This window comes from Salmonella sp. SAL04214 (genome assembly GCF_046550615.1).
Classification (GTDB): Bacteria; Pseudomonadota; Gammaproteobacteria; order Enterobacterales; family Enterobacteriaceae; genus Salmonella; species Salmonella enterica.
In genome coordinates, this window is sequence record NZ_JBGDXT010000006.1 from 131,786 (window position 1) to 144,167 (window position 12,382).

The following is a 12,382-nucleotide window of genomic DNA, read 5'->3' on the forward strand; positions in this document are numbered from 1 at the left end:
TCTCCCGTCGAAAGGGGAGCAGCGCTCAAATTATTATGATAAAATCCGCCCCCCTGCGGGGCCAAATGAACCCTGGAAGAGAGAATATGAACATTATTAAAGCTAACGTTGCAGCCCCTGACGCTCGTGTCGCCATCACTATTGCGCGTTTCAATCAGTTTATCAACGACAGTCTGCTGGATGGCGCGGTTGATGCCCTGACGCGTATTGGTCAGGTAAAAGATGATAATATTACCGTAGTGTGGGTGCCTGGCGCCTATGAACTGCCGCTGGCGACCGAAGCGCTGGCGAAAAGCGGTAAATACGACGCCGTGGTTGCGCTGGGAACCGTGATTCGCGGGGGGACTGCGCACTTTGAATATGTGGCAGGCGGCGCCAGTAATGGCCTGGCAAGCGTTGCCCAGGACAGCGGCGTGCCGGTAGCCTTTGGTGTTCTGACCACCGAGAGTATTGAACAAGCCATCGAACGTGCTGGTACAAAAGCCGGTAATAAAGGCGCAGAAGCTGCGCTGACCGCGCTTGAAATGATTAATGTATTGAAAGCCATTAAGGCCTGATTTTTTGTAAGGGGAATTCCGTGAAACCTGCTGCTCGTCGCCGCGCCCGTGAGTGTGCCGTCCAGGCACTTTACTCCTGGCAGTTGTCCCAGAACGACATCGCTGATGTTGAATACCAGTTCCTGGCGGAACAGGACGTAAAAGACGTCGACGTTCTCTATTTCCGTGAACTGCTATCCGGGGTGGCGACTAACAGCGCGTACCTGGATGGTTTAATGAAACCGTATCTGTCCCGCCTGCTTGAAGAGCTGGGACAGGTTGAAAAAGCCGTGCTGCGTATTGCGTTGTTTGAGCTGTCAAAACGCAGCGATGTGCCTTATAAAGTGGCCATCAACGAAGCGATTGAACTGGCGAAAACCTTTGGCGCTGAAGACAGCCACAAATTCGTCAACGGCGTACTGGATAAAGCAGCTCCGGTGATTCGTCCCAACAAAAAGTGATTCACAGGCCGGAAAGATAGCGGGCGATGGATGATACCCGCCGTCTCCGGCCTTTTCTTTTTTTCTGCTGAGGCATAACGTATGGCATGTGGCGAGTTTTCCCTGATTGCCCGTTATTTTGACCGTGTAAGAAGCTCTCGTCTTGATGTTGAAACCGGTATTGGCGACGATTGCGCGCTCCTGAATATTCCTGAAAAGCAGACCCTGGCGATCAGTACCGATACGCTGGTGGCGGGCATCCATTTCTTACCCGATATCGATCCTGCCGATCTGGCGTATAAAGCGCTGGCGGTGAATTTAAGCGATCTGGCGGCGATGGGCGCCGATCCGGCATGGTTAACGCTGGCGCTCACGCTTCCTGACGTCGATGAGGCGTGGCTTGCCGCGTTCAGCGACAGCCTGTTTGAACAACTGGATTACTACGACATGCAGCTCATTGGCGGCGATACCACGCGCGGCCCGCTGTCGATGACGCTCGGTATTCATGGCCTTGTGCCAGCCGGTCGGGCGCTGAAACGTTCTGGCGCAAAACCGGGCGACTGGATTTATGTTACTGGCACGTTGGGCGATAGCGCTGCCGGGCTGGCGATTCTACGGGGTGATTTTCGCGTGGGAAGCTGGGGAGATGCCGACTATCTGGTCAAACGCCATCTGCGCCCGACGCCGCGTATTTTACAAGGGCAGGCGCTACGCGATCTCGCCAGTTCAGCGATCGATCTTTCCGACGGTTTGATCTCCGATCTTGGTCACATTCTTCAAGCCAGCAACTGCGGCGCGCGAATCGATTTGGAGGCGCTGCCTGACTCCGAAGAACTGTGGGGACATGCCAATGATCCCGAACAAAAGCTTCGCTGGATGTTATCCGGCGGCGAAGATTATGAACTGTGCTTTACCGTCCCGGAGCTGAACCGTGGCGCGCTGGATGTCGCGCTTGGTCATCTGGGCGTGCCGTTTACCTGTATCGGGCAAATGACGGCGGATATCGAAGGGATCTCCTTTGTGCGTGACGGAGAACCTGTCACTTTTGACTGGAAAGGATATGACCATTTTGCCACGCCATAAAGATGTTGCGAAAAGCCGCCTGAATTTGCGCAATCCGTGGCATCTGCTCGCTACCGGCTTTGGCAGTGGGCTGAGCCCCGTGGTGCCGGGCACGATGGGCTCGCTGGCGGCGATCCCCTTCTGGTATTTGATGACGTTTCTGCCGTGGCAGCTTTATTCGCTGGTCGTGATGTTTGGGATCTGCATTGGCGTTTATCTTTGCCATCAGACGGCGAAAGATATGGGCGTACACGACCACGGCAGTATTGTCTGGGATGAATTTATCGGTATGTGGATAACGCTAATGGCGTTGCCGACGACGGACTGGCAGTGGGTGGCTGCCGGGTTCGTTATTTTCCGCATTCTGGATATGTGGAAACCCTGGCCGATCCGTTGGTTTGATCGCAACGTGCACGGCGGCATGGGGATTATGATCGATGATATCGTCGCCGGGGTGATATCCGCCGGCATACTGTATTTTATCGGTCATCACTGGCCGCTCGGTATTATTTAAAGGGTTTGCCGGATGGCGGCGTAAACGCCTTATCCGGCCTATCCCCGAACAATATGTCGATTTCGCAGGCCCGATAAGCGCCGCGCCATCGGGCAATGGCGGATTATTTAAATCCCACCACCGGATGCTGTTTGTACGGTGTTTCGAGTTCGGCAATCTGCTCCGGTTTGAGCGTTAAATCAACGGCATTCAGCAACTCATCTAACTGCTCTTCACGCGAAGCGCCGATAATCGGCGCGGCGACGCCTCGTTTACTGAGTAGCCAGGCCAGCGCGACCTGCGCTCGCGTTGCGCCAAGCGCCTCGCTGACGCCAGCCAGCCGTTCCGCTATTTGCGCATCATTTTTATCGCTTTCAGCGTATAAATTTTTGCCCACGTCATCCGAGACCAGCCGGGCCGTGGTTTCTCCCCAGGGGCGAGTTAAGCGCCCGCGCGCCAGCGGACTCCACGGAATCACGGCGACGCCTTCCTGCCAGCACAGTGGTAGCATCTCACGCTCTTCCTCGCGGTAGATCAGGTTATAGTGATCCTGCATGGTGACAAACGGCACCCAGCCGTGTTGTTTTTGTAGCGCCAGTGCCTGGGCAAATTGTGAGGCGTGCATTGAGGAAGCGCCGATATAGCGGGCTTTACCCGCCTTCACCACGTCGTTTAGCGCTTCCAGAGTTTCTTCTATCGGCGTGGTGTAATCCCAGCGGTGGATTTGCAGGATATCGACATACTCCATTCCCAGACGGGTGAGGCTATCGTCAATAGAGCGCAGGATTTGCGCGCGGGACAATCCTTCCGGCAGATCGCCGACGCGATGGAAGACTTTCGTCGCTACCACCACCTCGTCGCGCCGGGCGAAATCACGCAGCGCGCGACCGACAATCTCTTCGCTGCTGCCGTCGGAGTAGCTGTTGGCGGTATCAAAAAAGTTAATGCCGCCCTCAAGGGCGCGCTTGATGATGGGACGGCTGCTCTCTTCGGGAAGCGTCCAGGCGTGATTGCCGCGACTCGGCTCGCCGAATGTCATACAGCCCAGACAAAGGCGGGACACCCGAAGATCTGTATTTCCTAACGTGTTGTATTGCATGACTCCGCTCCTGTTATACCCGTCACTCTTCAAGCATAGCAGGAGCAAAGAGGGGATTATGCCTGCCAGGCCTTGATTTTGGCTTCAATGCCTGCGGCGTCGAGCCCCAGTTCCGCGCGGGCTTCTTCCTGCGTTCCTTGCGGGATAAAGAAATCCGGAAGACCGATATTCAGCACAGGTACAGGTTTACGATGGGCCATTAGCACTTCGTTTACGCCGCTGCCAGCGCCGCCCATAATGGCGTTTTCTTCCAGCGTCACCAGCGCGTCATGCTGCGCGGCCATCTCCAGAATTAACGTGTCGTCCAGCGGCTTAACAAAGCGCATGTCGACCAGCGTGGCGTTCAGCGCTTCGGCGACTTTCGCCGCCTCAGGCATTAAGGTGCCAAAGTTCAGAATCGCCAGTTTTTCGCCATGACGCTTCACAAGGCCTTTACCAATAGGCAGTTTTTCCAGCGGGGTTAGCGCCACGCCCTGCGCATTACCGCGTGGATAACGTACTGCCGTCGGGCCGTCGTTATAGTGATACCCGGTAAATAACATCTGGCGACATTCGTTTTCGTCGCTTGGCGTCATGATCACCATATCCGGGATGCAGCGCAGATAGGAGAGATCGAACGCGCCCTGGTGTGTTTGTCCATCCGCGCCAACGATACCGGCGCGATCGATGGCGAACATGACCGGCAGTTTCTGGATAGCGACGTCATGGATGACCTGATCGTAGGCGCGTTGCAGGAAAGTAGAGTAGATCGCCACGACGGGCTTATAGCCGCCAATCGCCAGACCTGCGGCGAAGGTGACGGCATGCTGCTCGGCGATGGCGACGTCAAAATAGCGATCCGGGAATTTACGTGAAAATTCCACCATGCCGGAACCTTCGCGCATTGCTGGGGTGATCGCCATCAGCTTGCTGTCTTTGGCGGCGGTTTCACACAGCCAGTCACCGAAGATTTTTGAATAACCGGGCAGACCGCCGCTGCTTTTCGGCAAACATCCGCTGGAAGGATCAAATTTAGGCACCGCATGGAAAGTGATCGGATCTTTTTCCGCGGGCTCATAGCCGCGGCCTTTCTTGGTCATGATATGCAGGAACTGCGGGCCTTTCAGGTCGCGCATGTTCTTCAATGTGCTGATAAGCCCCATGACATCGTGACCATCGACCGGCCCGATGTAGTTAAAGCCCAGCTCTTCGAACAGTGTGCCCGGCACAACCATGCCTTTAATATGTTCTTCGGTACGCTTGAGCAGTTCTTTAATTGGCGGTACGCCGGAGAAGACCTTTTTTCCGCCTTCGCGCAGAGAAGAGTAAAGCTTACCGGAAAGTAGCTGCGCCAGATGGTTGTTGAGCGCGCCGACGTTTTCCGAAATCGACATTTCATTGTCGTTCAGAATGACCAGCATGTCGGGCCGGATATCGCCTGCGTGATTCATTGCTTCAAACGCCATACCGGCGGTGATGGCGCCGTCGCCAATCACACAGACGGTGCGGCGATCTTTGCCTTCTTTCTCCGCCGCCACGGCAATACCGATACCGGCGCTGATGGAGGTGGAGGAATGCCCAACGCTCAGCACATCGTATTCACTTTCTCCGCGCCACGGGAACGGATGCAGACCGCCTTTCTGGCGAATGGTGCCGATTTTGTCGCGACGACCGGTAAGGATTTTATGTGGATAAGCCTGGTGTCCAACATCCCAGATTAGCTGGTCAAACGGGGTGTTGTAGACATAATGCAGCGCCACGGTAAGTTCTACCGTGCCCAGCCCGGAAGCGAAGTGCCCGCTGGAACGGCTTACGCTGTCGAGTAAGTAGCGGCGTAGCTCGTCGCAGAGTTTCGGCAGACTCTCTTTCGGTAACAGTCGTAACTCCTGGGTGGAGTCGACCAATGCCAGGGTAGGGTATTTGGCTATATCAAAACTCATCGCAAGCTCATTGGATATGGGGTTTATTTATCACGCTGGATTATGTAGTTCGCTAGCGCTTCCAGTGCCGAGGTGTCCAGTGATTGCGCGGCCAGCTGATGTAACGACTGACGGGCGTCCTCTATCAGGTCCCGGGCTTTATTCCGGGCTTGCTCAAGACCCAGAAGTGCAGGGTAGGTACTTTTGCCAAGCTGCTGGTCTGCGCCCTGACGTTTACCTAACGTTGCAGTATCGCCCACCACATCCAGAATGTCATCCTGAACCTGGAAGGCAAGGCCGATACTCTCTGCATAGCGGTCAAGTATCGGCAGAGTATTCCGTCCTTTATCGCCCGCGCTCAACGCGCCAAGTCTAACGGCGGCGCGAATGAGCGCGCCGGTCTTATGGCGATGAATGCGTTCCAGCGCGTCCAGAGTGATCCGCTGGCCTTCTGCCGCCAGATCCAATGCCTGACCACCGCACATACCGGCGATGCCGCTGGCGTTCGCCAGTTCGGCGATCATCGCGATACGATCGCGATCGGCGACTTCCGGCATCGGCGCGTCGCTGATAATGGCAAACGCCAGCGTTTGCAACGCGTCTCCCGCCAGGATTGCGTTGGCTTCGCCAAATTTAATATGGCAAGTCGGCAGGCCGCGACGCAAATCGTCATCGTCCATTGCTGGCAGGTCGTCATGGATCAGCGAATAGGCATGAATGCATTCGACCGCCGCAGCTGGCGCATCCAGCGTTGCCGTACTGACGCCAAACATTTGACCGGTGGCGTAAACCAGAAATGGCCGCAGGCGTTTACCGCCTAATAATGCGCCATACTGCATGGCTTCGACCACGGGAGTGTTCTGAAAGGGCAGTGGCGCGATAAAACGGCTCAGCGCCTGATTCGCTTGCGTTACGCAAGCCTGTAGCTGCTGCGTAAAGTCCATTTACTCATTATCCGCGATAAAAGGCTCAGGTGAAGCCTCTTCATTATCAGACAGCAAAATTTGCACGCGCTGTTCCGCCTGCTGCAGTTTTGCCTGCCCCTGACGCGCCAGTTGTACGCCGCGCTCGAATTCATTCAGCGCGTCTTCCAGCGGCAAATCGCCGCTTTCCAGGCGGGTAACAATATGTTCCAGCTCGCTCAGCGCAGTTTCAAAGCTGGCGGGCGCCTCATTTTTCTTCGGCATGATGACTGTTTGACTCTCTGTAATGGCAGCACAAGTCTATGGTAACGGACTCACACTGATAAGCAAATAACGCGCAATGGTAAGGGGAAATGCGCAAGATGTCCGTGATAGTGATATACTTCCGCGCCTGGATGCAGCCGTAGGTATGGGCTGCTGTACTATTTCTCCACGACAAGCCTTAGATAGCTTGCTAAAGAACCATTGCCGCCATGAAGTTTATCATTAAATTGTTCCCGGAAATCACTATCAAAAGCCAATCTGTGCGTTTGCGCTTTATAAAAATTTTAACCGGGAACATCCGTAACGTTTTAAAGCACTACGATGAGACCCTCGCGGTTGTCCGTCACTGGGATAACATTGAAGTTCGCGCCAAAGATGAAAACCAGCGTCTGGCGATTCGCGACGCGCTGACCCGCATTCCGGGGATCCACCATATTCTTGAAGTCGAAGATGTGCCGTTCACCGATATGCACGACATTTTCGAGAAAGCGTTGGCGCAGTATCGCGAGCAGCTTGAAGGCAAAACCTTCTGCGTGCGCGTAAAACGTCGCGGTAAGCATGAGTTTAGCTCCATTGAGGTGGAGCGCTATGTTGGCGGCGGATTAAATCAGCATATTGAATCGGCGCGCGTGAAGCTCACTAACCCGGATGTGACGGTGCATCTGGAAGTGGAAGATGATCGCCTGCTGCTGATCAAAGGGCGTTATGAAGGTATTGGCGGTTTCCCGATTGGCACCCAGGAAGATGTGCTGTCGCTGATCTCCGGCGGTTTTGACTCCGGCGTCTCCAGCTATATGCTGATGCGTCGCGGCTGTCGCGTACACTACTGCTTCTTTAACCTTGGCGGCGCGGCGCATGAAATCGGCGTTCGCCAGGTGGCGCATTACCTGTGGAACCGCTTTGGCAGCTCCCATCGCGTGCGTTTTGTGGCGATTAACTTCGAACCGGTGGTCGGCGAGATTCTGGAGAAAGTTGACGACGGCCAGATGGGCGTGGTGCTCAAACGTATGATGGTACGCGCGGCGTCGAAAGTGGCGGAACGTTACGGCGTACAGGCGCTGGTGACCGGCGAAGCGCTGGGCCAGGTGTCCAGCCAGACGCTAACCAACTTGCGCTTGATCGATAACGTGTCTGACACGCTGATCCTGCGCCCGCTGATCTCTTACGATAAAGAGCACATTATCAACCTGGCGCGCCAGATTGGTACGGAAGATTTTGCCCGTACGATGCCGGAATACTGTGGCGTGATTTCAAAAAGTCCGACGGTGAAAGCCATTAAAGCGAAAATTGAAGCCGAAGAAGAAAATTTCGACTTCAGTATTCTCGATAAGGTGGTAGAAGAAGCGAACAACGTCGATATTCGTGAAATCGCCCAGCAGACCCAGCAGGAGGTGGTGGAAGTTGAAACCGTGAGCGGTTTTGGCGCCAACGATGTGATTCTGGATATCCGTTCTGTCGATGAGCAGGATGACAAGCCGCTGAAAGTGGAAGGTGTGGACGTGGTTTCACTGCCTTTCTACAAGCTGAGCACTAAATTTGGCGACCTCGATCAGAGCAAAACCTGGCTGCTATGGTGCGAACGCGGCGTAATGAGTCGCCTGCAGGCGCTCTATCTGCGCGAGCAGGGGTTTGCCAATGTGAAGGTGTATCGTCCGTAATTCCTTTGCCGGGTGGCGGTTATGTCCTACCCGGCCTACCGTTTTATTTCTGCCCCAACCGTTTTGCAATGCGCTCCAGCTTCATCATCAGCAGCAGCGTAATGGCCACCAGCACAATGGTCAGCGCCGCGCCGTCGGCGATATTTCCACGGTCGGTCAGGCTAAAGATAGCCACCGGCAGCGTCGTCCAGCCCGGCGGATAAATCATCATCGTCGCGCCCAACTCCCCCATGGAGAGCGATAAACTCAGCGCCAGCGCTGACATCATCCACGGCATCAATAACGGCAACGTCACGTGACGCAGACGATACCAGGGCGATGCCCCCAGACTCGACGCGACGTTTTCAATATCGGCGGAAATTCGCGCCAGTCCGGTCGACACGTTACTGAAGGTAAAGGCGGAAATCAGCACAAAGTGCGCTGTCAGCACAATCCATAGGGTGCCGTTCATTTGCAATGGCCCCTGGCTGAAAGCAACCAGAATGCCCAGGCCCACGGACACTGACGGAATCGCACTCGGCAGATAGAACACCATACTTAACCATTTCTGCGTTTTCACCCCATATTGACGCAGCGCCAGCGCCGCCCAAACGCCGCAAAGCAGCGCAAACAGGCTGGCGCAAAAGCCAATCGTGAGGCTGGCAAGTAGGGCATCCCATGCCGCACCGTGCAGAGCGTTAACAAAGTGGTTCAGCGTGAAGCCACTCGGCAGAATACCGTTCCACTGCTGGCTAAGGCTGGACATCAGAATCACCGCCAGCGGCAGGAAAAAGAACACGATAAACAGTACGCTAGCCACAACGCCCGCCGCTGCGCGTCCTTTAGGTGACCAAATTAGCATGGCTAGCTCCTTACGCCGGTACGCGATGCCGCCAGGCGATAGAGGGAGAACAGCCCCAGCGACAAGACAATGTTAATCAACGCAATCATGCAGGCGACCGTATAGTCGGACTCCAGAATCGCTTTGCTGTAAACCATCATCGGCAGGGTGTTAACCCCTTTCGCGCCAATAAACAGTACGATGCCAAACTCGTTAGTGGTCAACAGCAGGCACAGGCTGCCACCAGCCATCAGCGCCGGTAGCGCCGCCGGGAAAATCACCTGCCCAATCACCCGTAACGGGTGCGCCCCCAGAATGCTGGCTGCCTCTAGCTGGCTTTTATCAATTTGCCGCAGCGCGGCCATCAGTGGCCGCATCACCAGCGGAGTGAACACCGTGATCTCCGCCAGAATGACGCCCTGCATTGAGTAGAGAAAATCCACCGGCGGTAGCTCAAAGGCAAACAGGCTCATCAGCGTACCGTTGAGCAGACCCGCTGACCCATAAATAAAGGTGAACGCCAGCGTAATCAGGAAGGTCGGCAGCGCAATAAAAGTATCGACGACCCGACCAATCAACTCGCTTCCGGGGAAAGGAATAAACACCAGAATCAGCGACATCACGCTGCCCAGCAGCAGGCAACCGGCGGTGGCGAAAAAGGCGATTTGCAACGTGTTCAGCAACGCGCCGACAAAGCGTTTCGAGTCGACCACCTGGCGGAAGGTCTCGAGCCCGATCTCGCCATTGGCACCGCGTAGCGCCTGTTCAACGATGAGCGACAGAGGCCAGAAAAACAGCGTCGCCAGCACCAGCAACGGGAGCAGCAGCCACAGCAGCGGGCGTAGGTTAAGCGCCGGTTTTTCCAGAGGTAAAATGAGTGACATGGTTATACCTCAATCAGGACCGCATCATCCGGTTCGAACCACAGCGCCAGCTTGTCGCCCACGCGCGGCAGCGGATTGACATGCGTCAACACCATCCGCACCGTTTCGCCAGCAACGTCACACAGCAGATGGGTTAAATCGCCCTGCCAGTGCACCGATTGCAGTGTGGCGTTGAAGCGGTTGCTGTAGGCCGAACGCGGCGTTAGGCTGAGGTGCTGAGGACGAATGCACAGCAGTTTGTTGTAACCGTGGTGGCTGCCCCGGCTGAACGCGCGAATCACCGCACCGCCGCAGCTGACGTCCACCAGCCCCGGAGCCTCCGTTATCCCCAGCGCGATGGCGGAGAGAATATTGGCGCGGCCTAAGAATTCGGCGGCAAAACGATTGGGCGGATGCTGATATAGCGCGCGGGTTTCGCCGTGAGCAATCAGCGAACCATCCTTCATAATGCCGATTTTATCGGCCAGGGTGAGCGCTTCCGTTTGATCGTGGGTGACGTAGAGAATAGTGAGTTCCGGCAGCTCACGGTGAAGACGGGCGATTTCTTCCACCATATTATGACGAATCTGTGCGTCCAGCGCTGACAGTGGTTCATCCAGCAACAGCACGCGCGGGCGCACGGCAATCGCGCGGGCGATGGCCACGCGTTGCTGCTGGCCGCCGGAAAGTTGATGCGGATAACGGGCGGCGTAATCACTCATGCCAACCGTTTTCAGCGCCTGCGTTACACGCTCATTAATTAGCGCCTTTGGCTGCTTCTGCGCACGCAGGCCAAAAGCGACGTTGTCTTCCACTTTCAGATGCGGGAACAAGGCGTAGTTCTGCACCACCATCGCCAACCCGCGTTTATAGGGTGGCAGATGGGTGACGTCCGTATCGCCAATCAGAATACGACCGCCTGCAGGTTGCACAAAGCCCGCAACCGCACGCAGCACCGTCGTTTTTCCAGATCCTGATGGGCCAATCAGCGCCAGCACTTCGCCAGGTTCAATCGTCAAAGAGAGCGGTTTAAGCACCACGTTGCCGTGATACGCAACGCGCAGCGAGTCGAGGACTATCCCCGATGTCCCCTGCGATGCAGGGGCGTGAACGGCGGTCGTTTTCATCAGCATCAGGCTTACTCGCTTTCGGTCACTTTGTGCCAACGGCTAATATCTGCCGACAGCGAAACGGCTACGTCATCCCAATTTGGCTGCCAGCTCTGCACGCCTTCTAACGCGGCAGTGGCGGCCTTATAATGTTCGTCGCTCGGCGTTACGTCGCTGCGTACCGGCATTCCCCAGGAGAGTTCGCTGACGCGAGTCTGCGCTTCTTTACTCAGCAGGAAGTTAATCAGCTTTTTACCATTTTCACTCTGCGGCGCCCCCTGGACCAGGCCAATGACATAAGGGATGGCCAGCGCGCTGCGCTCGCCTTTGTCGTTGGCCGGCCAGAAGATTCTCACGTTCGGGTTACGTTCCATCTGCGCGAGGTTCATTTGCAGGTCGCCGTTAGCGACGTAGATTTCACCTTTATTAACCAGCGCGGTTAGCTTGCCGGTAGAGGCAGATGGCCCGACGTTATTGGCCTGCAGCTTGCCGAGATACGCAAAACCGGCATCTTTACTGCCGAAGCTGTGGAAAGCCTGCAGCATCACCGCCGTGCCGTCAGCGGCCTGACCTGGCGTGGAATACTGGAGTTTATTTTTGAATTTACCGTCAAGCAGATCCTGCCAGTTCGCCGGGGCAGTTTTCAGCAGCTTGCTGTTGTAGATAAAGCTCAGATAGTTCTTTACCAGCGGCGAATAAAGGTTGTTGGCATCGGGGATAGCCGAGGCGGCGTCGGTGTTAAAGTTCGCCAGCAGCTTTTCGGCGGCGGCGCGCTGAATGAATGGCGGCGCGGTTACCAGCACGTCGGCCTGTGGATTCGTGCGCTCTTTTGCCAGACGTTCCACTACCACGCCACCACCGCCTTCAACATAGCGTACTGTAATGCCGGTCGCTTTGGTGAATGCGCCAAACTGCACCTGGTACCAGCTGTTATCGCCATCGTGCAGCCCGTCGATGGAGTACACCGTGACCACCGATTCCGCCCATGACGGGGCGCTGGCGAGAGCGAAGACAGACAGCAGAGCAAGTCGGGAAAGTTTCATCGTAATAGCCTCATAGCGTACGTTGCATTTTCTGGCCTATACCAGGTTTGCTTTTTACGCTAAACGGCTTATATGACAAAACGATGAAAGAGAAATAAATCAGTCCACGCCGGAGGATGCTGCGCTTATCCGGATAGCCGTGAGACGATACGATTGACAGGCCGGATAAGGCCC

Annotated in this window: 13 protein-coding genes and 1 pseudogene; 5 read left to right on the top strand and 9 right to left on the bottom strand. The window is 55.7% G+C overall.

All coding sequences use genetic code 11. The annotated features are described in order from the left end of the window. The first annotated feature begins 86 nt into the window (after window positions 1-86). From ribE to pgpA, 4 genes are all read left to right on the top strand, one after another. Window positions 87-557 (top strand): 6,7-dimethyl-8-ribityllumazine synthase, encoded by a 471-nt coding sequence (ribE, locus tag ACLJQD_RS12455; protein ID WP_001021372.1) that lies wholly within the window; start codon window positions 87-89, stop codon window positions 555-557. A 20-nt stretch (window positions 558-577) separates the two neighbouring features. Then, on the top strand, window positions 578-997 hold the full coding sequence (gene nusB / locus ACLJQD_RS12460; protein ID WP_000801129.1) for a transcription antitermination factor NusB: 420 nt from the start codon (window positions 578-580) through the stop codon (window positions 995-997). An 81-nt stretch (window positions 998-1,078) separates the two neighbouring features. After that, window positions 1,079-2,059: a thiamine-phosphate kinase gene (gene thiL, locus ACLJQD_RS12465; protein WP_017441695.1), complete on the top strand. Its 981-nt coding sequence runs from the start codon at window positions 1,079-1,081 to the stop codon at window positions 2,057-2,059. After that, window positions 2,037-2,552 carry a phosphatidylglycerophosphatase A gene (gene pgpA / locus ACLJQD_RS12470; RefSeq protein WP_000154063.1) on the top strand — a complete coding sequence of 172 codons (516 nt, stop codon included), beginning with the start codon at window positions 2,037-2,039 and terminating at the stop codon, window positions 2,550-2,552. Before thiL ends, pgpA begins: the two co-directional genes overlap by 23 nt. 4 nt (window positions 2,553-2,556) lie before the next feature. On the opposite strand, the pseudogene ACLJQD_RS12475 reads toward pgpA, so the two are convergent. From ACLJQD_RS12475 to xseB, 5 genes and pseudogenes are all read right to left on the bottom strand, one after another. Continuing rightward, window positions 2,557-2,648 (bottom strand): annotated as a pseudogene (locus tag ACLJQD_RS12475) (hypothetical protein); the annotation flags it as partial. A gap of 7 nt (window positions 2,649-2,655) precedes the next feature. Beyond that, complete coding sequence (locus ACLJQD_RS12480) at window positions 2,656-3,630, bottom strand: aldo/keto reductase (protein ID WP_017441696.1); 975 nt, start codon at window positions 3,628-3,630, stop codon at window positions 2,656-2,658. Window positions 3,631-3,686: 56 nt separating this feature from the next. Further along, the gene (dxs, locus tag ACLJQD_RS12485) at window positions 3,687-5,549 is read right to left on the bottom strand and encodes a 1-deoxy-D-xylulose-5-phosphate synthase (protein ID WP_000006778.1); all 1,863 of its coding nucleotides are present in this window, start codon (window positions 5,547-5,549) and stop codon (window positions 3,687-3,689) included. Between the two features lie 23 nt (window positions 5,550-5,572). Next, complete coding sequence (gene ispA / locus ACLJQD_RS12490; RefSeq protein ID WP_000348074.1) at window positions 5,573-6,472, bottom strand: (2E,6E)-farnesyl diphosphate synthase; 900 nt, start codon at window positions 6,470-6,472, stop codon at window positions 5,573-5,575. Beyond that, the gene (gene xseB, locus ACLJQD_RS12495) at window positions 6,473-6,715 is read right to left on the bottom strand and encodes an exodeoxyribonuclease VII small subunit (RefSeq protein ID WP_001124944.1); all 243 of its coding nucleotides are present in this window, start codon (window positions 6,713-6,715) and stop codon (window positions 6,473-6,475) included. A 209-nt stretch (window positions 6,716-6,924) separates the two neighbouring features. Here xseB and thiI point away from each other — a divergent pair, with 209 nt between their 5' ends. Continuing rightward, window positions 6,925-8,373 carry a tRNA uracil 4-sulfurtransferase ThiI gene (gene thiI, locus ACLJQD_RS12500; protein WP_000668648.1) on the top strand — a complete coding sequence of 483 codons (1,449 nt, stop codon included), beginning with the start codon at window positions 6,925-6,927 and terminating at the stop codon, window positions 8,371-8,373. 43 nt (window positions 8,374-8,416) lie between these two features. Here the strand turns inward: thiI and phnV are convergent, their stop codons facing one another. From phnV to phnS, 4 genes are read right to left on the bottom strand one after another with little or no spacing between them, the layout of a single operon-like run. Beyond that, window positions 8,417-9,214: a 2-aminoethylphosphonate ABC transport system, membrane component PhnV gene (gene phnV / locus ACLJQD_RS12505; RefSeq protein ID WP_000909791.1), complete on the bottom strand. Its 798-nt coding sequence runs from the start codon at window positions 9,212-9,214 to the stop codon at window positions 8,417-8,419. A gap of 2 nt (window positions 9,215-9,216) precedes the next feature. After that, window positions 9,217-10,077: a 2-aminoethylphosphonate ABC transporter permease subunit gene (phnU, locus tag ACLJQD_RS12510; RefSeq protein ID WP_000052716.1), complete on the bottom strand. Its 861-nt coding sequence runs from the start codon at window positions 10,075-10,077 to the stop codon at window positions 9,217-9,219. A gap of 2 nt (window positions 10,078-10,079) precedes the next feature. Then, window positions 10,080-11,189 (bottom strand): 2-aminoethylphosphonate ABC transport system ATP-binding subunit PhnT, encoded by a 1,110-nt coding sequence (gene phnT / locus ACLJQD_RS12515; RefSeq protein WP_000928787.1) that lies wholly within the window; start codon window positions 11,187-11,189, stop codon window positions 10,080-10,082. 5 nt (window positions 11,190-11,194) lie between these two features. After that, window positions 11,195-12,208, bottom strand: coding sequence for a 2-aminoethylphosphonate ABC transporter substrate-binding protein (phnS, locus tag ACLJQD_RS12520; RefSeq protein ID WP_017441698.1), 1,014 nt, complete (start codon window positions 12,206-12,208; stop codon window positions 11,195-11,197). Window positions 12,209-12,382 lie beyond the last annotated feature (174 nt).

What these genes read in the sequence shown, in the direction of transcription:
- ribE (WP_001021372.1), top strand. Translation starts at nt 87, where the DNA reads ATGAACATTATTAAAGCTAACGTTGCAGCCCCTGACGCTCGTGTCGCC.
- thiL (WP_017441695.1), top strand. Translation starts at nt 1,079, where the DNA reads ATGGCATGTGGCGAGTTTTCCCTGATTGCCCGTTATTTTGACCGTGTA.
- pgpA (WP_000154063.1), top strand. Translation starts at nt 2,037, where the DNA reads ATGACCATTTTGCCACGCCATAAAGATGTTGCGAAAAGCCGCCTGAAT.
- ACLJQD_RS12480 (WP_017441696.1), bottom strand. Translation starts at nt 3,630, where the DNA reads ATGCAATACAACACGTTAGGAAATACAGATCTTCGGGTGTCCCGCCTT.
- dxs (WP_000006778.1), bottom strand. Translation starts at nt 5,549, where the DNA reads ATGAGTTTTGATATAGCCAAATACCCTACCCTGGCATTGGTCGACTCC.
- ispA (WP_000348074.1), bottom strand. Translation starts at nt 6,472, where the DNA reads ATGGACTTTACGCAGCAGCTACAGGCTTGCGTAACGCAAGCGAATCAG.
- xseB (WP_001124944.1), bottom strand. Translation starts at nt 6,715, where the DNA reads ATGCCGAAGAAAAATGAGGCGCCCGCCAGCTTTGAAACTGCGCTGAGC.
- thiI (WP_000668648.1), top strand. Translation starts at nt 6,925, where the DNA reads ATGAAGTTTATCATTAAATTGTTCCCGGAAATCACTATCAAAAGCCAA.
- phnV (WP_000909791.1), bottom strand. Translation starts at nt 9,214, where the DNA reads ATGCTAATTTGGTCACCTAAAGGACGCGCAGCGGCGGGCGTTGTGGCT.
- phnU (WP_000052716.1), bottom strand. Translation starts at nt 10,077, where the DNA reads ATGTCACTCATTTTACCTCTGGAAAAACCGGCGCTTAACCTACGCCCG.
- phnT (WP_000928787.1), bottom strand. Translation starts at nt 11,189, where the DNA reads ATGCTGATGAAAACGACCGCCGTTCACGCCCCTGCATCGCAGGGGACA.
- phnS (WP_017441698.1), bottom strand. Translation starts at nt 12,208, where the DNA reads ATGAAACTTTCCCGACTTGCTCTGCTGTCTGTCTTCGCTCTCGCCAGC.